The organism is Pimelobacter simplex (assembly GCF_900114845.1).
Lineage (GTDB): Bacteria > Actinomycetota > Actinomycetes > Propionibacteriales > Nocardioidaceae > Nocardioides > Nocardioides simplex.
Window position 1 is genome coordinate 1,535,966 of record NZ_FOUK01000001.1, and the last position, 19,470, is coordinate 1,555,435.

Genomic DNA, 19,470 nt, shown 5'->3' on the forward strand with positions numbered 1-19,470 from the left:
CCGACCCACAAGGTCTTCACAGCAAGGTCACAGGTCGATGGCACAGTCTGGTGCCATGACCGAGTCCGCCACCCGCCCTGACGGCACGCCGCTGCGCGCCCTCGTCGTCGACGACGAGGTCAACATCGCCGAGCTGGTCGCGATGGCGCTGCGCTACGAGGGGTGGGCGGTCGAGACCGCCCACACCGGGGGCGAGGCGGTCACCGCGGTGCGGGGGCAGAGCCCGGACGTCGTCGTCCTCGACATGATGCTGCCCGACTTCGACGGCATGGAGGTGCTGCGCCGCATCCGTGCCGACGACCCGAGCGTGCCGGTCCTCTTCCTCACCGCGCGCGACGCCGTCGAGGACCGGGTCGCCGGGCTGACCGCCGGCGGCGACGACTACGTGACCAAGCCGTTCTCGCTCGAGGAGCTGGTCGCCCGGCTCCGGGCCCTGGTCCGCCGGGCCGGCACCGCCGTCGAGCAGAGCCGGTCCACGCTCGTCGTCGGCGACCTCGTGCTCGACGAGGACAGCCGCGAGGTGACCCGCTCCGGCGACGAGATCAGCCTGACCGCGACCGAGTTCGAGCTGCTGCGCTACCTGATGCGCAACCCGCGCCGGGTGCTGAGCAAGGCGCAGATCCTCGACCGGGTCTGGAACTACGACTTCGGCGGTCAGGCCAATGTCGTCGAGCTCTACATCTCCTACCTGCGCAAGAAGATCGACGCCGGCCGCGAGCCGATGATCCACACGATGCGCGGCGCGGGCTACGTGCTGAAGCCGGCCGGCTGATGGAGCGGCTCGTCCCGCGCTCGCTGACCGCCCGGCTCGTGGTCACCGCGGTGACGCTGGTCGCGCTGGTCTCGCTGCTGGTCGGGACGGTGACGACGCTCGGCATGAACGCCTGGCTGACCAGCCGGCTCGACGCCGACGTCGCCGAGCTGGTGCGCCCGGGCTTCTCGCCCTCGCGCGGCGGCCCCCAGGTTTTCGGTGCGCCGGGCACGGTGACGGCGGTCTACGCCGACAGCGGTGCGCGGAGGGGGACGGTCGTCGTCCCCAGCGTCAACGGCGCGATCGAGCAGGAGCTCGGCGACGACGCGCTCGACGCGCTCGCCGGCGCCGGGCGGCAGGCGAGCACGATCGACGTGCCCGGGCTCGGCAGCTACCGGGTCCGGCGGGCGTCCGCGTCGACCGCGCCGACCGGCCCCACCGGCCAGGGCTCCGAGGTCTCCCTCGTGGTCGGCCTGCCCACCGAGACCGTCGACGACGCCACCTCCTCGCTGGTCCGGCTCGAGCTCGTGCTCGGCCTGCTCGCGACCGTCGTCGCGGGCCTGGTCGGCACGGCCGTCGTCCGCCGCCAGCTGCGCCCGCTGACCGAGGTCGCCGCCACCGCGCACGCGGTCGCCGAGCTCCCGCTCGACGAGGGCGACATCGGCGTCACGGAGCGGGTCCCCGAGCACCTCACCGATCCCCGGACCGAGGCCGGCCAGGTGGGCCTGGCGCTCAACCAGCTCCTCGCCCACGTCGAGTCCTCGCTGTCCGCGCGGCACCGCAGCGAGCTGCAGGTGCGTCAGTTCGTCGCGGACGCCTCCCACGAGCTGCGCACGCCGCTGACCACGATCGCGGGCTACACCGAGCTGGCCCGGCGCCGCGGCGACGCCGAGACCTCGGCCGTCGCGCTCGCCAAGGTCGAGGAGGAGGCGGCCCGGATGACCGCGCTCGTCGAGGACCTGCTCCTGCTCGCCCGCCTCGACGCCGGCCGGCCGCTGGCCGCCGAGCCGGTCGACCTCACCCGGCTCCTCCTCGAGGCCGTGGACGACGCCCGGGTGGTCGCACCCGAGCACCGCTGGCGGATCAACCTGCCGCCGGACGGCGTCCCGATCGAGGTCGTCGGCGACGAGCACCGGCTGCACCAGGTCGTGACCAACCTGCTCACCAACGCCCGCAAGTACACGCCCGCCGGGACGACGGTCACCGTCACCGTCCGGGCCGACGGCTTCGACGTCCACGACGACGGACCGGGCTTCCCGCCCGAGCTCGTCGGCACCGCCTTCGAGCGGTTCACCCGGGGCGACGCCGCCCGGCACCGCGCCGACGGCGTGGGCCTGGGGCTCGCGCTGGTGCAGGCGATCGTCAGTGCGCACGGGGGCTCCGTGGCGCTCGACAGCGTCCCGGGGGACACCCGGATCAGCGTCCGGCTGGGCGATCCGGTGCTCACAGCCTCCTCATAGGCGGACCCGAGCGACGGCACAGTCCGGCCCGCGAGTGTCGGCCTCGTGATCCGGAAGCTCCTGCGCCCGCCCCGCTCGCCCCGCCGGCGCCTCGTCGCCGGCCTGGCCCTGCTCGTCGTCCTCTCCGCCGGCGCCGGTGCGTGGCTCCTGCTGCGCGACGACAGCCCCGCGGCCGCCGCGTCGACGACCGCGACGGTCGCCACCCAGACGCTCCAGCAGACGGTGAGCGCCAGCGGGACCGTCGCCGCCGCGCGCACCGACGCCCTCGGGTTCGACGCCAGCGGCACCGTCACCCACGTGTACGTCGAGCCCGGCGACGCCGTCCGCAAGGGACAGCGCCTCGCCGCGATCGACGACGACGTGCTGCAGGCCGAGCTGAGCGCGGCGCGCAGCGCGCTGTCCGCCGCCCGGACCGCCCGCTCCGAGCACGTCTCCGACGGTGCCTCGGACGAGCAGCTCGCGGCCGACGACGCCGCCGTCCTGGCGGCCGAGTCGAGCCTGGCGCAGGCCGAGGACGCCGCCGGTGGCGCCGTCCTCCGGGCCACGGCGAAGGGCACCGTGACCGACGTCGGCATCGCCGTGGGCGACACGGTCGGCGGCTCGTCGAGCCCGTCGGGCGGCGGCGCGTCCGACGGCTCGTCGGCCGACAGCGCCACCATCACCGTCGTCTCCAGCGGCCGGTTCGTCGTCGACGCGACGGTCGCCAGCGACGACGTGAGCAAGCTGAAGAAGGGCCTGCAGGCCACCGTCACCGTGAGCGGCGTGAGCGAGCCCGTCTACGGCACCGTCACCGAGGTCGGTCTCGTCGCCGAGGCCGACGCCAACGGCGCTGCCGTCTTCCCGGTCACCGTCACGGTCACCGACCGCCGCGACGACCTCTTCGGCGGCACCTCGGCCGACCTGTCGATCGTGGTCAGCAGCCGCCCGGACGTGCTCACGGTCGACAGCCGTGCGGTCCGCACCGACGGCGAGCAGACGTACGTCGAGAAGGTGACCGACGCCGCCACCGGCGCCACGACGCGGACCGACGTCGAGCTCGGCGAGACCAGCGGTCTGGTCACCGAGGTGCTCTCCGGGCTGAAGGCCGGCGATGTCGTCTCGGTGCCGTCCTTCTCGGGGCCCGGTCGCGGCGGGGGCGGTGCGGGAGTCGAGCTGGACCAGATGCCGCAGCGGATGCCCGACTTCGCGCCGGGCGGCGGCGTCCCTCCTGCCGGCTTCGGCGGTGCCCAGTGAGTGCGCTCATCGAGCTGTCCGGCGTCCGCAAGACCTACCGCTCGGGGACCGTCGAGTTCGAGGCCCTCCGCGGCGTCGACACCGTGATCGCCGAGGGGGAGTACGCCGCCGTGATCGGCCCCTCGGGCTCGGGCAAGTCGACGCTGATGAACATCCTGGGCTGCCTCGACGTCCCGACGGAGGGCCGCTACGTCCTGGCCGGTGAGGACACGTCCTCGCTCGACGAGGCCGCACTCGCCGCGATCCGCAACCGCCGGATCGGCTTCGTCTTCCAGCAGTTCCACCTGCTCGCCTCGATGCCCGCCTGGCGCAACGTGGAGCTCCCCCTGGTGTACGCCGGCGTCTCCCGCGCCGAGCGCCGCGAGCGCGCCGTCGAGGCCCTGACCCGGGTCGGCCTCGCCGACCGCGTCGACAACCGGCCCGGCCAGCTCTCCGGCGGGCAGCAGCAGCGCGTCGCCGTGGCCCGGGCCCTGGTCACCGAGCCGGACCTGCTCCTCGCCGACGAGCCCACCGGCAACCTCGACTCCGGCTCGACCCGCGACGTGCTCGCGCTCTTCGACGAGCTCCACGACGCCGGGCGCACCATCGTGCTCATCACCCACGAGCCGGACGTCGCCGCCCGCGCGGGCCGCAACCTCGTCATCGACGACGGCCTGATCACCACCGACCGGGTCCGGGCGGGTGCCCGATGAGCTGGTGGGAGACGGTCCGCTCCGGCCTCGGCGCGATCCGCGCGCACCGGCTGCGCTCGGCGCTGACCGTGCTCGGCATCGTCATCGGCATCTCGTCGGTGATCCTCACCGTCGGCCTCGGCCAGGGCGCCCAGCACGAGGTGGAGGACCAGATCGACGCGCTCGGCTCGAACCTCCTCATCGTCTCGCCCGGCAGCACCACCGACAGCTCCACCGGCCGCCGCGGCGGGTTCGGCTCCGCCTCGACCCTGACCGGTGCCGACGCGACCGCGCTCGCCGACCCGGACGCCGTCCCGGACGCGGCCGCGGTCGCCCCCGCGACGACCGGCTCGGTCGCGCTCGTCAACGGCGACACCAACTGGACCACCTCCCTCGTCGGCACCACGCCCGCCTGGCTGCGGGTGCGCAGCCGGGAGCTGGCCGCCGGCCGGTTCTTCACCGCCGACGAGACCGCGCGCGCCGCGGACGTCGTCGTGATCGGCTCCGACACCGCCTCCGAGCTGTTCGGCCCGCGCAGCCCGGTCGGGCAGCAGGTCACCGTGGACGGCACCCGGCTGACCGTCGTCGGCGTCCTGTCGGCGTCCGGCTCGTCGGCGACCGGGACGAGCGAGGACGACCAGGCCGTCGTCCCCCTGGGGACGGCGAGCCGGCTCACCGGCAGCACCTCGGACGCGGTCTCCACGATCTACGTCGAGGCGTCCGGCGAGGGGACCCTCGCGGCGGCGTACCAGGAGGTGCAGGCGCTCCTCGCCACCCGGCACGGCGTCACGACCGCGGACGCCGACTTCTCGATCGCCACCCAGGAGTCGCTCGTCGAGACCGCCAACCAGACCAACCGGACCTTCACCGTGCTCCTCGGCGGCGTCGCCGGGATCTCCCTGCTCGTCGGGGGGATCGGCGTCATGAACATCATGCTCGTCTCGGTCACCGAGCGGGTCCGCGAGATCGGCCTGCGCAAGGCGCTCGGCGCCACCCCACGGGCGATCCGCCGCCAGTTCCTCGTCGAGGCGTCCCTGCTCGGCCTGACCGGCGGCCTCGTCGGCGTCCTCATCGGCGTCGTCGGAGCCCAGGTCCTCCCGCACTTCATCGACCAGGCCGTGGCGGTCTCGCTGCTCGCCACCGTCGCCGCCCTCGCCACCGCGCTCGCGCTCGGCGTCGGCTTCGGCGTCTACCCGGCCACCCGCGCCGCCCGGCTCACCCCCATCGACGCGCTCCGCAGCGAATGACCCGCACCCCGTTCCCCGTCCCCAGTTCTTTTCGGAGGCCCCGCATGACCTCGATCCCGATCCGCACCGACCGACCCCTCGTCCTCCTCGCGACCGGCACCTTCATGGCCCTCGTGCTCGCCGGCTGCGGCAGCGACGACGCCGCCGCACCGGACACGACCGCGGCCGCCGCCGGCCCGGCCGCGGGATCCGGCGCTCCCGGGGCCCCCGGCGCCCCGGGGACCTCCGGGCAGATCGCCGCGGTCGACGGCAAGGTGCTCCAGGTCCGCAGCCAGCGGACCGGCCAGGTCGCGGTCACCGTCACCGACCGGACGACCGTGACCGACCAGGTCGCCGGGACCTACGCCGACGTCACCGTCGGGTCCTGCGTCGTGGTGCGCACGGGGACCGGCGACGGTGCCGCCGCGACGTCGGTGGCGGTCCAGGCGGCCGGCGACGACGGGTGCTCGGGGCCCGGTGGTGGTCAGCGACCCACCGACCTCCCCAGCGACCTCCCCAGCGACTTCCCCAGCGACCTTCCCACGGACAGGCCGACCGACCGGCCCAGCGGGATGCCCGGCTTCGGCGTCCGTGGTGAGGTGACGTCGGTCGCCGACGGCAGCTTCGTCGTCTCCGGCGGACCCGACGGCGACCGGACCGTCACCGTCGCCGACACCACCACCTACACCCACGCGGCCGCCGCGACCGCCGCCGCCCTCACCACGGGCCGGTGCGTCCAGGTGTCGGGCGACCCGGACGACACCGGTGCTGTCACCGCGACCGCCATCCAGGTCAGCGACGCGGTGGACGACCAGTGCGGACGCTGACGCCCGTGCGCCGGATCGCTCTCCCGCTCGCCGCCCTCGCCGTCCTCGGGACCGGCTTCGCCGCCTACGGCGCCGCCACCGACTCCGCGCCGTCGTACCGGACCGTGGTCGCCCGCGTCGCCGACGTCGAGCAGGTCCTCGACCTCTCCGGCACCATCGAGCCCAGCGGCCGCTCGGACCTCGCCTTCGGCACGGACGGCCGGGTCGCCGCGGTGCGGACCGCCGTCGGCCGGACCGTCCGCCAGGGCGACGTGATCGCCGTCCTGGACCGGGCCTCGCTGCGCGCCGCCGTCGACCGCGCCACCGCGGACCTCGCCTCCGCGAAGGCCCGCCTCGCCGCGGACCGCAGCGCCCAGACCGCGGAGGTCGCCGCCACGCCCGACACCGGCGCCGGCACCGGCAGCGGCACCGGCGCCGGCAGTGGCGGTGGCGGTGGTGCGAGCGGGGGCGGCGGTGCGAGCCCGTCCCCGTCCCCGTCTCCGTCGCCCGCCCTGGCCCAGCTCGCCCAGCAGCAGGGCGCCGTCCTGGCGGCCCAGACCGCGGCCAGCACCGCGCTCGCCACCTCCACCGCCGCCCTCGCCACCCAGCAGGAGGCCTGCGCCGCCACCGAGACACCCCAGCCCTCGGCCACCGAGAGCTCCGACGCTCCCGCGACCCCGGACAGCCCCGTGAGCGACGGCTGTGCGGCCGCCCTGGCCGCGGTCCAGTCGGCCCAGGCGAGCACCGCCGAGGCTCAGAAGTCCCTGCAGACCGCGCTCCTCGCCCTCGGCAAGACCCTCACCGCGGCCGCGGCCTCGGCCACCGCCACCGCCGACACCCCGACGAGCACCCCGGCCGCCACGCCCACGCGCACCCCCGTGACCGAGACGCCCGCCAGCGAGACCCCGACCCGCTCCGTCACCGCTGCGACCCTCGCCGACGACCAGGCGAGCATCGACCGCGCCCGCGCCGACGTCACCCAGGCCCGGGCGGACCTCCGCGCGGCCGTCGTCCGGGCGCCCGCCGACGGGACGGTCACGGCGCTGAGCGTCGCCCCCGGCGACCAGGTCGGCGCGGGGGACACCGTCGCCACCGTCGTCGCCCCCGGCGTCACGACGGTCACGCTCGAGGTGACGAAGGACCAGGCCGCCCAGCTCGAGGCCGGCACGTCCGTCGCGGTCACGCCCGCGGGTGCGTCCGACCCGCTCGACGGGACCATCACCCGGGTCGCCCACCTCGCGACGACCGCCGACGACAGCACCGATCCGACGTACGCCGTCCAGGTCACCCTCGACGAGCGCGACCTGGCGCTGCCCGACGGCCTCCCCGCGAGCGTCGCCGTGGTGGTGGGCGAGGCGGACGACGCGGTGACGGTCCCGGCGTCGGCCCTCAGCAACGGCACGGTCCAGGTGCTGCGGGATGGCAAGGCGGAACGGGTCCCGGTGACCACCGGTGTCGTCGGCAGCACCGACGTGGAGGTGGTCGACGGCCTGGACGCCGGCACCCGCGTGGTCCTCGCCGACCTCGACGCCGAGGTCCCCTCGAGCGACTCCCCGCAAGGTGGGTTCGGCGGGGGTGGGTTCCGGATCAGCGGACCGGCCGGCGGCATGATGCCGGCCCGCTGAGCCGAAACCCGGTGGCGCCGGGCCCCGCCGTGAGTCACGCTGCCGACATGACCACCACCACCTGGACGAGCGCGATCTGGGCGACGGACGCGTTCCGCGCCGAGCTGCGCGCCTTCGTGTCCGGTGCGGTCGGCGATCCGGAGCGGATCGAGCTCGTCGTCCACCGACCGTGGTCGGCGGTGTGGCGGGTGACGGCGGCCGGCGGTCGGACGTCGTACGCGAAGCAGAACTGTCCCGGCCAGGCCCACGAGGCCCGGCTCCTCACCGAGCTGACCCGCTGGGTGCCGTCGTACGTCGTGCCGGTGCTGGCCGCCGATCCCGACCGCGACCTGCTCCTCACCGCCGACCTCGGCCCGACCCTCGCCGCCCGCGGGGGCATCGCCGACATCGACACCTGGTGCCGCCTGGTCCGCGCCGCCGCCGAGCTCCAGCGCCTCCTCGTCCCGTACGCCGACCGCCTGCCCCTGACCCGGATGAACCCCGCCGACGCCACCACCTACGTGGCCGACGCGGTCGGCCGTCTCGGCGCCCTCCCGCCCGGCGACCCCCGCCGCCTGGCCCCCGCCGCGGCCGCCCACCTCGAGGTGATGCTGCCGGCCGTCGACCGCTGGTCCGACCAGGTCGACGACCTCGGGCTTCCGCTGACCCTGCTCCACAACGACCTGCACGCCGACAACGTCGTCGTCGGCCCTGACGGATTGCGCTTCCTCGACTTCGCGGACGCCGTCCTCGGCGACCCCCTCGCCGCGCTGACCGTCCCCCTGACCATGGCCCAGCGCGAGCTCGGCCTGGCTCCCGACGACCCCGGCCTGCGCCGGATCGCCGACGCCGCGATCGACGTCTGGACCGACCTCGCCCCAGCCCGCGCCCTCCGCGCGGCCCTCCCCGCCGCCCTCCAGCTCGGCCGCCTCGCCAAGGTCGAGTCCTGGCGCCGCTGCGTCGCCACCATGACCCCCGGCGAACGCCTCGTCCACGGCGCCGCTCCCGCCGAGCGCCTCGCCCGTCTCCTGGAGCCGACGCCGATCACGCCCGCCGTCCCACCAGGGTGAGGGATGAGGCGGCGCACCGCGGGGATCAGCGTTGCAGGCGTCGGGCGGGCGACACCGAGACCAGGGGCTGCTGGTCACGTGCGGTCGACACGACCCGGACGGAGATCCGCTTGCCGCGGTCGGCCTTGCGGGTCTTGTACGTCGCGCGGGTGGCGGACTTGATCGGCCGGCCGTCCCGCAGCCACTGGTAACGGTGCGCGGCCGCGGGTGCGCTGAGTCGCGGGGCCACCGCTCGCAGCGTCCGGCCGGCTCTGGCCTTGCCGGCGACTGCGGGGCGTTGCAGGAGGCGCCACGCGGCGGGGAGGACCTTGACGGTGCTCCCGCCGTCGGCGAAGGCGCAGGGTGCCGTCACCTCCTCGTACCCGACGTACTTGAAGGTCTGCGCACACCTGACGTTCTTGCCGACGTGGCTCGACGTGAGGACCAGCTCGGTGCCCTCGGCGATCAGCGTGTCGTCGACGTACCAGCTGCTCGTGATGCTGGTGTTGCCGACCTCCGGCGTCACGGTCCCGTCCGTGATGCGGAGCTTGCCGCCAGCGCGAGGGCTGCCGCTGACGGTCGGACGCTTGGCGATGGCTCGCCTCGCCACGACGTTGTAGCTGGAGTTCCATGTCGTCGTTCGGCCGACGCGGTCGACCGCGCGAACGACGAGTGAGTGGAAGCCGTTACCGGTGTAGATGGGGTCGCCCGACGCGAACGGCTGGCCCCGGTGCAGGGCGGTGCACGACACGATCGCTCCTCCGGGATCGGCACAGGAGAACGTGGCGCGACGCTCCTCGCCCTCGTAGACGCGGCCGAGACTGGTGAAGTCGATGGTGGGGTCGGTGAGGTCGATGCCCACGCCGTAGGTGCGGGTGGTGACGTTGCCGGCGGAGTCGATCGCCTTCATCGTGATCAGGGTGACCCCCTCGGCGCTGATCGTCCCGTCGATCTGACTGCCTTCCGATTCGGCCTCGCCCGTCTGAGCACCGGTCAGGCGATACGAGACGCGAGCGACATCGACGTCGTCGGACGCCCGGACCCGGAAGCCCTGCGGCTGGGAGTACCACCCGTCCCAGACCCCGGTCCCGTCGCTCGGAGCGATCTCGATGGTGATGACCGGTGGCGTCGTGTCCGGCGCAGCGAGCGCCTGGGCAGGCAGCCCGGCGACGGCGACACCGACGCCGAGCATGGTTGCGAGGGCGCGGCGCAGCCGGCGGTGCTCGCGAGGTCGCCGCGGACCCGCGGCGCTGGCGGTCGGGAAGGGCTCCGGCTTCTCGGTCATGCGGCCACGCTGACCGTCCGGCCGTCCCTGAATCCAGGTGCGCGGGACCCGAGGTCCTGGGACTTCCGAACGGCGCTGCCCCGGCTTTGCCCCACGAGGGGTGCCCGATAGGGTCCGATCCACGCTCAGGGGGCGGTAGCTCAGTCGGTCAGAGCAGAGGACTCATAATCCTTGGGTCGTGGGTTCGAGCCCCACCCGCCCTACCCAGACGCCCGTCCCGGCGGCACACTCGTCGGGTGACCCCCGCGACCACCCTCGTCCTGCTGGCGCTGGCCGCCCCGCTCGTCGCCCTCGCGCTGCTGACCGGCGCGGGGGAGCGGCGGCGCTCGCCGCGGTGGGACGTCGCGATCGTGGCGGGCGCGTTCTTCCCGGTCACGTGGGCGGTCTGGTACCTGCGCGACGGCCGCGACTAGGCCGAGCAGCACCCGGCCTGTGCGACCGAGATCACCGGCGCGTCCGCCAGGACGGCGTACACCTCCCAGCGCTCGCCGTCCGGCGTCCCGTCCACCCAGAACTTGTCCTGGCGCGCGTAGCAGCAGGTCGTGTCGCGCTCGTCGGTCGACGCAAGACCGTCGCCCCGCAACCGCTCCTGGACGACGTCGACCGCGGCCGTGTCCGCGACCTCGACGCCGAGGTGGTTGAGGGTGCCGCCGTGGCCGGGGCTCTCGATGAGGACGAGCTTGAGGGGCGGGTCGGTGACGGCGAAGTTGGCGTAGCCGGGCCGGACCTTGGCGGGTGGCGTGCCGAACAGGCGCTGGTAGAAGGCGATCGAGGTGTCGAGGTCGTCGACGTTGAGGGCGAGCTGGACGCGGGACATGGGCACTCCTGACATAGACGAGCATCGATATTGACGCTCACCTTGCTCCCAGACATCGACCGCTGTCAACATAGACACATGTCGAAGTCTTCGCTCGAGCTCACCCCGGTCGAGACCGTGGCGTGCTGCTCGCCGCTGACCAAGGAGCCGCTGTCCGGTGAGCAGGCCGAGCGGATCGCGCCGCTGCTCAAGGCGCTGGCCGACCCGGTCCGGCTGCGGCTGCTCTCGCTGGTGGCCTCGCACAGCGACAGCGAGGCGTGCGTGTGCGACCTCAACGACGCGTTCGACCTCTCGCAGCCGACGATCAGCCACCACCTCAAGGTCCTCCACGAGGTCGGCCTGCTCGACCGCGCCAAGCGGGGGGTGTGGGTCTACTACTCGGTCCGGCGCGAGGCGCTCGCCGACCTGGGCGCGCTCATCGGCGGCGTCGCGTCGTGACCGCGCCGGCGGACCTCGGACGGCGAGCCGCCGCCGAGCTCGTCGGTACGGCGTTCCTGGTGGCGGCCGTCGTCGGGTCGGGGATCGCCGCGTCCCGGCTCTCGCCCGGCGATCGGGGGCTCCAGCTCCTCGAGAACAGCATCGCGACGGGCGCTGTGCTGGTGGCGCTGATCCTCGCGCTGCAGCCGGTGTCGGCGTCGTTCAACCCGGTCGTCACGCTGGTCGAGCGGGGGCTCGGCCTGATCACGTCGACCGCCGCTGCGGTTCTCGTCGTCGCGCAGGTGATGGGCGGCCTGGTCGGCGTCGTGGTCGCCAACCTGATGTTCGACCTCGACGCAATCTCGGTCGCCACCACGCACCGCGACGGCGGCGGCGTCCTCCTCGCCGAGGCGGTGGCGACGCTCGGCCTGGTCCTCGTCGTCTTCGGCAGCCTGCGGACGGGCCGTGCCGAGACCGTCGCGCTCGCGGTGGGCGGCTACATCGCGGCGGCCTACTGGTTCACCAGCTCGACCAGCTTCGCGAACCCCGCCGTCACGGTGGCGCGCACACTGTCCGACACCTTCGCCGGGATCGCGCCGGGCTCGGTGCCGGCCTTCCTGCTGATGCAGCTCTTGGGGGGAGCGCTCGCGCTCGCCCTCGTCCGACTGCTCCACATGCCCGTCCCCGCCCCTGTCGAGGAGTCCAGGTGACCACCACTCAGCCCACCCCGAGCATCCCGAGCACCCCGACCGTGCTCTTCGTCTGCGTCCACAACGCGGGCCGCTCGCAGATGGCCGCCGGCTACCTGGAGCAGCTCGCCGGCGGCCGGATCGACGTCCGGTCCGCCGGCTCCGAGCCGGCCGACCGGATCAACCCGGTCGCCGTCGAGGCCATGCGCGAGGACGGCGTCGACCTCGCCGCCGCCACGCCGAAGGTGCTCACCCCCGAGGCCGTCCAGGTCGCCGACGTCGTCATCACCATGGGCTGCGGCGACGCGTGCCCCTACTTCCCCGGCAAGAGGTACGACGACTGGAAGCTCGACGACCCCGCCGGGCAGGGGATCGACGCCGTGCGCGCGATCCGCGACGACATCAAGGCCCGCGTCACCGCACTCGTCGCCGAGCTGCTGCCCGACGTCTGAGCCGGCCCGGCGCTACTCGCCCCACCCCATTGGGAACACCTCGAACGGCGCCGCGAACGTCACGCCGAGCCGGCTGCCCGTCGTCCGCGCCATGCCTTCGAGGAACTCCCTCGGGTCCCAGTTCTCCCAGCCCAGTCCGTCGATGTACGCCGCGTGCGCCTTGAGCGAGTCGACCCCGGCGTCGAAGGTCGCGGTGGTGTCGACCGCGTGCGTGGAGTCGGGCGACCCGAACGCCCACACCTCCCGCACGCCGCCCCAGGGCTCGAGCCCGTCGGTCAGCTGGTCGGCGAAGACCCACCGGTTCCCCGCGTCCCGGACGGCGTCCACGACCGCGCGCCCGACCGCGATGTGGTCGGCCTGGTTGAGGTTCCGGCCGCCCCAGGTGTCGCGGAAGTTGCCGGTGATCACGATCTCCGGCCGGTGCCGGCGGACCGACTCGGCGATCACGGCGCGCAGTGCGACGCCGTACTCGAGGACGCCGTCGGGCTGGTGCAGGAAGTCGACGACGTCGACGCCCACGACCTCGGCTGACCGGACCTGCTCCTCCTCGCGCACCGCGCGGCACGCCTCGGGGTCGAGTCCGTCGATGCCCGCCTCGCCGCTGGTGACCATGCAGTAGACGACGGTCTTGCCCTGCCCGGTCCAGCGCGCGACGGCGGCCGCGGCGCCGAACTCCATGTCGTCCGGGTGCGCGACGACGCACAGCGCGCGCTCCCAGTCCTCGTTCAGCGGCGGCAGCGGGGCGGGGGTCTCGGCCATGGGTCGAGCATGTCACTGCCGCAGGCGTGCGCGCAGCCCCATCGCGTCGTACGGCGCCCGGCCGCGTGCGTCGTTGTCGAAGTAGACGTAGACGTCGGCCTCCTCCGCCCAGCCGCGGCACCGCTCCGCCCACTGGTCGAGCGACGCGGGGGCGTACCCGCTCGCGTACAGCTCGGTGTGCCCGTGCAGGCGGACGTAGACGACGTCGCTGGTCACCGCCTCGGCGCGCGGCCAGGTCCCGGGGGAGTCCGAGACCACGCAGCCGATGTCGTGCGCCCGCATCTGGTCGAGGGCCTCGTCGGTGCAGAAGCTCGCGTCGCGGAACTCGAGGACGTGCCGCACCGGCCACGTGCCGACCTTGCGGGGCAGCGCGTCGTAGAAGTCGGCGAGCAGCGCCCGGTCGTAGGTGAGCGTGGCGGGCAGCTGCCAGAGCACCGGCCCGAGCTTGGGGCCGAGCTCGTCGAGCCCGGAGCCGAAGAACCGGGCGATCGGGTCCGCCACCTCGCGCAGCCGCTTCAGGTGGGTGATGAACCGGCCGCCCTTCACGGCGAGGACGAAGCCGTCCGGCGTCGCCTCCCGCCACTTCCGGTACGACGTGGGCCGCTGCAACGAGTAGAACGAGCCGTTGATCTCGACCGAGTCGACGCGCTCGGCCAGGTACGAGAGCTCGCGTCGCTGGACCAGCCCTGGCGGGTAGAAGTCACCGCGCCAGGACGGGTACGACCAGCCCGACGTGCCGACGCGGATCTCACCCATCCGCGGGCGGTACCCCCGTCGCGGCCCCGGGACACCTACGCTGCTGGCCGTGATCAAGTACCTCGGCTCGAAGCGCACGCTGGTGCCCGTGCTGGGGGAGATGGCCGTCGCGACCGGTGCCCGGACCGCGATCGACCTGTTCACCGGGACGACGCGGGTCGCCCAGGAGTTCAAGCGGCGGGGGATCGAGGTGACGGCGGCCGACCTGGCGTCGTACTCGGCGGTGCTGAGCGACTGCTTCGTCGCGACCGACGCCGGCACCGTCGACCTCGACGCGCTGGACGCCGAGCTGGCCCGGCTCGACGCGGTCGAGGGGCGCAGCGGGTACGTCACCGAGACGTTCTGCGAGCGGGCGCGGTTCTTCCAGCCCAAGAACGGGCGCCGGATCGACGCGATCCGGGACGCGATCGAGCGCGACCATCCCGAGGGGAGCCCGCTGCGACCGGTGCTCCTGACCAGCCTGATGCTCGCCGCCGACCGGGTGGACTCGACGACAGGCGTGCAGATGGCCTACCTCAAGCAGTGGGCCCCGCGGGCGCACGCCGACCTGCGGCTGCGGCGCCCCGAGCTCCTTCCCGGCCCCGGTACGACGGTGCGCGGCGACGCCATGGTCCTGGTGGACGACGTGCCGGCCGTCGACCTGGCCTACGTCGACCCGCCGTACAACCAGCACCGCTACTTCGCGAACTACCACATCTGGGAGACCCTCGTCCGCTGGGACGCCCCCGAGCACTACGGCATCGCGTGCAAGCGCGTCGACGTCCGCGAGCGGCGGAGCGTCTTCAACAGCCGGCGGACGATGCCGGCAGCGCTGGCCGACCTGCTCGGCCGGCTGCGCGCCGAGGTGGTCGTCGTCTCCTACAACGACGAGGCGTGGGTGACGCCCGACGAGATGACCCGCTTCCTGCGCGACGCCGGGCACGCCGAGGTGGCGCTGCTCGCCTTCGACAGCAAGCGGTACGTCGGCGCGCAGATCGGCATCCACAATGCGTCCGGCCAGCGGGTCGGCGAGGTGGGACGGCTGCGCAACGTCGAGTACCTCTTCGTGGCCGGTCCGCCGGACCGGGTCGCCGCGGCGGTCAGCGCGGGCGAGCCGTCGCTCCCGCGATGAGGAGGCGCTCGCCGCGCTGCACGAGCTGCAGCGTGATGTCCTCGGTCCGGCGCACGCCGCCGGGCAGCGCGTAGCGGTAGGTGTAGCGCACGGTCATCGTCGCCGGCTCGGCCGCGACGGCGAGGATCTCCGGCTCGTCGATCGCGGCCCACACGTCGCGGTACCGCGGGCTCCGGGCCTGGTAGTCACGGGTCAGCAGCGCGTAGCCGCGGTCCGGGTCGCTGCTCGCGAGCGCCACGTAGTCGCGCGCGAACCGCTCGATCTCGGCGGCCGTCGGCGGCTCGGCCGAGGGAGCGGCCGCCGGCTGCCGGTCCGGCTCGGGTTCGTCGTCCTCGGTCTGCGACGCGGGTGCCGACGGGCCGGCCGCGGGCGGGTCGTCGTCGTCCGTCCCGCCGGTGAGGAGGAGCGCTCCGCCGGCCACCCCGAGCGCGGCGATCACGGCGACGCCGGCCAGCACGAGGACCGCGCCGGAGCGGCGCCGGCGCACCGGCGGGGGAGCGATCCGGGCCCGCAGGTACGCCGCGACCTCCTCGGCCGTCGGCCGCTCGGCCGGGTCCGCGCGGAGGGTGAGCTCGACCAGCGGGGCCAGCCAGCCGGCTCGGCGGGGGACGACGTCGCCGGTCGAGGCCAGCTGCCCGGTGGTCGCGTGCAGGAGCAGCGCGCCGAGCGCCCACACGTCCGAGGCCGGGCTCGGGACCGCGTCGTGCGGGGCCAGGCGCGGGTCGTCGGCGACGGCCCCGTGCACCCGGCCGGCGGCATGGGCGGACGCCACGGCCTCGGCGACGGGGAGCACGCGGCGCGCCGCGTCGTCGTCCTCGCTCACCGGGCCAACGTAACCTCTTGGTGAGGGTTCGTGCGACGGGTCAGTCGGCGTCGTCGATGCGCAGCGTGCCGTCGTCGTCGACGAGGTGCAGCGTGACCCGCTCCGAGGTCCGGCCCTTGCCGGGGAAGACGTAGCGGTACTCGTAGGTCACCGTCATCGCCGCCGGGTCGGCCGTGATCGTCTCGATCTCGGGGTTCTTCATCTGCCCCCAGAACTCGGCGTACGACGGACTCCGCTGCTGGTAGGCCGGCGTCAGCATCGCGAACCCGCGGCTCGGGTCCGCGCTGGCCGTCGCGACGTACTGCCGGGCGAACTCGATCATCGCCGCCTCGGTGGGCGGCTGCGGAGTCGCCGTCGACTCGTCCGGCGTCGACGCGGACGTCGATCGGTCGCCGCCCGCAGCGGGCGCGCCGTCGTCACCGCCGCGGGTCGCGAGCAGCACCCCGCCCAGGACCGCGACCAGCACCGCCGCCACGGCGAGCGCCGCGACCAGGCCGGCCGGCCGCCGGCGACGCGGCGCCGCCTCCGCCGCGGCGGGCGGAGCGGGCGCTGCCGCCACCGGGTCGAGGTACGACGTCCGCTCGGCGAGCGTCTCGACCCGCGCCAGGTGGTCGCGGACGGCCGCCATCGTCGGGCGCGCCGCGGGGTCCTTGGTCATGGCGGCCGCGATGAGCGGTCGCAGCCACCCGGCGGACTCCGGCAGCGGGGGGTCCTCGTGCGCGATCCGGTAGACGACGGCCAGCGGACCGTTGTCCCGGTCGTCGTGGTGGTACGGCGGCCGCGCGGTCAGCAGGTGGACGAGCGTCGCGCCGAACGCCCAGACGTCGCTCGCCGGCGTCGCCTGCCCGCCGGTCGCCACCTCGGGGGCGAGGTAGGCCGGCGAGCCGGTGACCAGCCCGGTGCGGGTGAGCGTGGCGTCCTCGGCGCCGCGGGCGATGCCGAAGTCGGAGAGCTTCGCGGCGCCGTCGGCCCCGGCCAGGATGTTCGACGGCTTCACGTCCCGGTGCACGATGCCGAGCGCGTGCGCCTGGACGAGCGCGTCGGCGACCGGCGCGAGGAGCTGGGCGGCCTCGTCGGGGGAGAGCGGTCCGCGCTCGCGGACCGCCGTCGACAGCGCGGGGCCGTCGACGTACTCCATGACCAGCCAGGTGCCGTCGGGGTCGGTGACGAGGTCGTAGACGGCGACCACGTGGGGATGGCGCACCTGCGCGGCCAGCCGGGCCTCGCGCTCGGCGCGCACGGCGTCGTCGACGCCCGCGATCGTGCCGATCCGCTTGAGCGCCACCCGCCGGTCGAGGACCTCGTCGTGCGCCTGCCAGACCGCGCCGCCGGCACCCTGGCCGACCGCCCTCCCCAGGGTGTAGCGCCCCGCAATCCGTTGGTTGCTCATCGTGCTCGCAACGTACCCGGGTCCACCGAGCCGAACCCAGTGGGCCCGCGTGCCACCGATGGGGCACCCTTGGGGGCGGGACCGGGACCCCGGATCCCCTCTCAGCGACCACACCTGAACCGAAAGGACCGACGTGTCCGTCGACCCGAACCTCCTCGCCGATCTCGAGTGGCGCGGCCTCCTGGCCGAGTCCACCGACCGCGACGCGCTGCGCACAGCGCTGAGCGAGGGGAGCGTCCGGTTCTATGTGGGCTTCGACCCCACCGCGCCGAGCCTGCACATGGGCAACCTGGTCCAGATCGTCACCGCGATGAGGCTGCAGCGCGCCGGCCACACGCCGTACGCGCTGGTGGGCGGGGCGACCGGCATGATCGGCGACCCGCGCGACTCGGGGGAGCGCACGCTCAACTCCCTCGACACCGTGCAGGAGTGGACGGCGCGGGTGCGGGGCCAGATCGAGCCCTTCCTCTCCTTCGAGGGGGACAACGCGGCCACGATGGTCAACAACCACGACTGGACCGGTGGGCTGTCGGTCATCGACTTCCTGCGCGACGTCGGCAAGCACTTCCCGGTCAACCGGATGCTCGCGCGCGAGACGGTGAAGCGCCGGCTCGAGTCCGGCATCAGCTACACCGAGTTCTCCTACGTGCTGCTCCAGTCGATGGACTTCCTGACCCTCTACCGCCAGCACGGCGTGACGCTCCAGTTCGGCGGCTCCGACCAGTGGGGCAACCTGACCGGCGGCGTCGAGCTGATCCGCCGCTCCGACGGCGGCAGTGCCCACGCGTTCGCCACGCCGCTCATCACCAAGGCCGACGGCACCAAGTACGGCAAGACCGAGGGTGGCGCCCTCTGGCTCGACCCGCAGATGATGCCGCCCTACGCCTTCCACCAGTTCTGGCTCAACGTCGAGGACGAGAAGGCCGGCGAGCTCCTGCGCGTCTTCACCTTCCTCCCGCGCGAGGAGATCGAGGCGCTCGAGGCCCGGCACGCAGAGAAGCCGTTCCTGCGCGAGGCCCAGAAGGTCCTGGCCGACGAGGTGACCACGCTCGTGCACGGCGCGGCCGAGACCGAGAACGCCAAGGCCGCGGCCCAGGCGCTCTTCGGCACCGGTGACGTCACGGCGCTCTCGGCCGCCACGCTCGAGGCGGCGCTGGGAGAGGCGGGCACGGTCGACGTCGACGCGGCGGCAGGACTGCCGGACGTCGTCGAGCTGCTCACCCTCACCGGGCTGGCCAAGTCCAAGGGGGAGGCCCGGCGCACCGTCGCCGAGGGAGGCGCCTACGTCAACAACGTCCGCGTCGACGACGCCGAGCACGTTCCCGCCGCGGCCGACCTCATCGCCGGCACGTGGCTGGTGCTGCGCCGCGGCAAGAAGCGGTTCGCCGGCGTCCGGGTGCGCTGAGCGCCCCGGTCCCCGGACCACGCACCCCTCTGTGGGCGGCCTCCTCGGAGGCCGCCCACAGGCGTCTCCTGGGGGTGTCAGAGGCCCCTGCGGAGCCCTGTGGCCCGGGTCACGTCGTTTCGATTTGTGCTTCTGGCCGGGTGTGCGTAATGTTCTCTTTGTCGCCGGGTGCGGCGGGAAGCAAGACGGCGGTCAGCCGGAGGGCTTCCGGCTCCGCGACCACCTAGTCTCGAACACCTCGTTCGGACGCCGGTCAGAAAAGCAAGTCCTTGCGGATTTGGCACAGACCGGAGTCAGGATCTAAGGTTTCGGACTGCATCAGCTCGAAGAAGAACCGCTGCGGCGGGAAACTTCGAAGCGTGTGATGTTTGAGAACTCAACAGTGTGTCATGCAAATAGATTGTTGTGACGTTTGTGTGCGTCCGTCTTTATGATGGATGTGTTTGTGACAATGATGATTCTGACAACGTTTGTTGTCAGTGTCCGTCGATTGTCAGGTTAGAATTTTCTTATGGAGAGTTTGATCCTGGCTCAGGACGAACGCTGGCGGCGTGCTTAACACATGCAAGTCGAGCGGAAAGGCCCTTTCGGGGGTACTCGAGCGGCGAACGGGTGAGTAACACGTGAGTAATCTGCCCTGGACTCTGGGATAGCCACCGGAAACGGTGATTAATACCGGATATGACCACTCTAGGCATCTAGTGGTGGTGGAAAGTTTTTCGGTCCAGGATGTGCTCGCGGCCTATCAGCTTGTTGGTGAGGTAAC

At 73.6% G+C, this 19,470-nt stretch carries 20 protein-coding genes, 1 tRNA gene and 1 rRNA gene; 16 read left to right on the forward strand and 6 right to left on the reverse strand.

What is annotated here, in order from left to right; genetic code table 11:
- Positions 1-55: 55 nt before the first annotated feature.
- Genes BM223_RS07465 through BM223_RS07500 form a run of 8 tightly spaced genes read left to right on the forward strand, consistent with a single transcriptional unit; the run spans position 56 to position 8,821 of the window.
- Positions 56-772 carry a response regulator transcription factor gene (locus BM223_RS07465; protein WP_038680448.1) on the forward strand — a complete coding sequence of 239 codons (717 nt, stop codon included), beginning with the start codon at positions 56-58 and terminating at the stop codon, positions 770-772.
- Positions 772-2,211: a sensor histidine kinase gene (locus BM223_RS07470; RefSeq protein WP_038680446.1), complete on the forward strand. Its 1,440-nt coding sequence runs from the start codon at positions 772-774 to the stop codon at positions 2,209-2,211. Before BM223_RS07465 ends, BM223_RS07470 begins: the two co-directional genes overlap by 1 nt.
- Before the next feature lie 45 nt (positions 2,212-2,256).
- Positions 2,257-3,444: an efflux RND transporter periplasmic adaptor subunit gene (locus tag BM223_RS07475; protein WP_052138855.1), complete on the forward strand. Its 1,188-nt coding sequence runs from the start codon at positions 2,257-2,259 to the stop codon at positions 3,442-3,444.
- Positions 3,441-4,136 carry an ABC transporter ATP-binding protein gene (locus BM223_RS07480; RefSeq protein WP_038680444.1) on the forward strand — a complete coding sequence of 232 codons (696 nt, stop codon included), beginning with the start codon at positions 3,441-3,443 and terminating at the stop codon, positions 4,134-4,136. The genes BM223_RS07475 and BM223_RS07480 overlap by 4 nt, the downstream gene beginning before the upstream one ends.
- Positions 4,133-5,362: an ABC transporter permease gene (locus tag BM223_RS07485; protein WP_038680442.1), complete on the forward strand. Its 1,230-nt coding sequence runs from the start codon at positions 4,133-4,135 to the stop codon at positions 5,360-5,362. Before BM223_RS07480 ends, BM223_RS07485 begins: the two co-directional genes overlap by 4 nt.
- Before the next feature lie 44 nt (positions 5,363-5,406).
- Positions 5,407-6,168, forward strand: a complete 762-nt coding sequence (locus BM223_RS07490; protein ID WP_038680440.1) for a DUF5666 domain-containing protein — start codon at positions 5,407-5,409, stop codon at positions 6,166-6,168.
- A gap of 5 nt (positions 6,169-6,173) precedes the next feature.
- Complete coding sequence (locus tag BM223_RS07495) at positions 6,174-7,772, forward strand: permuted SH3 domain-containing protein (RefSeq protein WP_158510219.1); 1,599 nt, start codon at positions 6,174-6,176, stop codon at positions 7,770-7,772.
- Between the two features lie 47 nt (positions 7,773-7,819).
- Positions 7,820-8,821: a phosphotransferase gene (locus BM223_RS07500; protein WP_038680436.1), complete on the forward strand. Its 1,002-nt coding sequence runs from the start codon at positions 7,820-7,822 to the stop codon at positions 8,819-8,821.
- A gap of 25 nt (positions 8,822-8,846) precedes the next feature.
- On the opposite strand, the gene BM223_RS07505 is transcribed toward BM223_RS07500, so the two are convergent.
- Positions 8,847-10,085, reverse strand: coding sequence for a hypothetical protein (locus tag BM223_RS07505; RefSeq protein WP_038680434.1), 1,239 nt, complete (start codon positions 10,083-10,085; stop codon positions 8,847-8,849).
- Positions 10,086-10,214: 129 nt separating this feature from the next.
- On the opposite strand from BM223_RS07505, the gene BM223_RS07510 reads away from it, so the two are divergent.
- A tRNA-Ile gene (locus tag BM223_RS07510) sits at positions 10,215-10,288 on the forward strand.
- A 33-nt stretch (positions 10,289-10,321) separates the two neighbouring features.
- Entirely contained in the window at positions 10,322-10,498 is a 177-nt protein-coding gene (locus tag BM223_RS28845; RefSeq protein WP_158510218.1) for a hypothetical protein, read from the forward strand.
- On the opposite strand, the gene BM223_RS07515 is transcribed toward BM223_RS28845, so the two are convergent.
- Positions 10,495-10,902: an ArsI/CadI family heavy metal resistance metalloenzyme gene (locus tag BM223_RS07515; RefSeq protein WP_038680431.1), complete on the reverse strand. Its 408-nt coding sequence runs from the start codon at positions 10,900-10,902 to the stop codon at positions 10,495-10,497. The genes BM223_RS28845 and BM223_RS07515 overlap by 4 nt on opposite strands.
- Positions 10,903-10,980: 78 nt before the next feature.
- On the opposite strand from BM223_RS07515, the gene BM223_RS07520 reads away from it, so the two are divergent.
- The 3 genes from BM223_RS07520 to BM223_RS07530 are packed head-to-tail and all read left to right on the forward strand — an operon-like array spanning position 10,981 to position 12,460.
- A complete protein-coding gene (locus tag BM223_RS07520; protein ID WP_052138854.1) occupies positions 10,981-11,340 on the forward strand; it encodes an ArsR/SmtB family transcription factor in 360 nt (119 codons plus the stop codon).
- Positions 11,337-12,029 carry an aquaporin gene (locus tag BM223_RS07525; RefSeq protein WP_038680429.1) on the forward strand — a complete coding sequence of 231 codons (693 nt, stop codon included), beginning with the start codon at positions 11,337-11,339 and terminating at the stop codon, positions 12,027-12,029. Before BM223_RS07520 ends, BM223_RS07525 begins: the two co-directional genes overlap by 4 nt.
- Positions 12,026-12,460, forward strand: a complete 435-nt coding sequence (locus BM223_RS07530) for an arsenate reductase ArsC (protein WP_255319196.1) — start codon at positions 12,026-12,028, stop codon at positions 12,458-12,460. Before BM223_RS07525 ends, BM223_RS07530 begins: the two co-directional genes overlap by 4 nt.
- A 12-nt stretch (positions 12,461-12,472) precedes the next feature.
- Here BM223_RS07530 and BM223_RS07535 read toward each other — a convergent pair whose 3' ends face one another.
- Positions 12,473-13,219 carry a PIG-L deacetylase family protein gene (locus tag BM223_RS07535; protein ID WP_038680426.1) on the reverse strand — a complete coding sequence of 249 codons (747 nt, stop codon included), beginning with the start codon at positions 13,217-13,219 and terminating at the stop codon, positions 12,473-12,475.
- Positions 13,220-13,231: 12 nt separating this feature from the next.
- A complete protein-coding gene (locus tag BM223_RS07540) occupies positions 13,232-13,975 on the reverse strand; it encodes a DUF72 domain-containing protein (protein ID WP_038680425.1) in 744 nt (247 codons plus the stop codon).
- Positions 13,976-14,024: 49 nt separating this feature from the next.
- On the opposite strand from BM223_RS07540, the gene BM223_RS07545 reads away from it, so the two are divergent.
- On the forward strand, positions 14,025-15,086 hold the full coding sequence (locus tag BM223_RS07545; protein WP_038680422.1) for a DNA adenine methylase: 1,062 nt from the start codon (positions 14,025-14,027) through the stop codon (positions 15,084-15,086).
- Here the strand turns inward: BM223_RS07545 and BM223_RS07550 are convergent.
- Together BM223_RS07550 and BM223_RS07555 are read right to left on the reverse strand one after the other, a co-directional pair.
- Positions 15,055-15,909, reverse strand: a complete 855-nt coding sequence (locus BM223_RS07550) for a protein kinase family protein (protein ID WP_038680420.1) — start codon at positions 15,907-15,909, stop codon at positions 15,055-15,057. The genes BM223_RS07545 and BM223_RS07550 overlap by 32 nt on opposite strands.
- Positions 15,910-15,949: 40 nt before the next feature.
- Positions 15,950-17,299, reverse strand: a complete 1,350-nt coding sequence (locus BM223_RS07555) for a serine/threonine-protein kinase (RefSeq protein WP_052138853.1) — start codon at positions 17,297-17,299, stop codon at positions 15,950-15,952.
- A gap of 133 nt (positions 17,300-17,432) precedes the next feature.
- Here BM223_RS07555 and tyrS point away from each other — a divergent pair, with 133 nt between their 5' ends.
- Both tyrS and BM223_RS07565 read left to right on the forward strand, forming a co-directional pair.
- On the forward strand, positions 17,433-18,704 hold the full coding sequence (gene tyrS, locus BM223_RS07560) for a tyrosine--tRNA ligase (protein ID WP_038680418.1): 1,272 nt from the start codon (positions 17,433-17,435) through the stop codon (positions 18,702-18,704).
- 508 nt (positions 18,705-19,212) lie between these two features.
- Positions 19,213-19,470, forward strand: a 16S ribosomal RNA gene (locus BM223_RS07565); the annotation flags it as partial.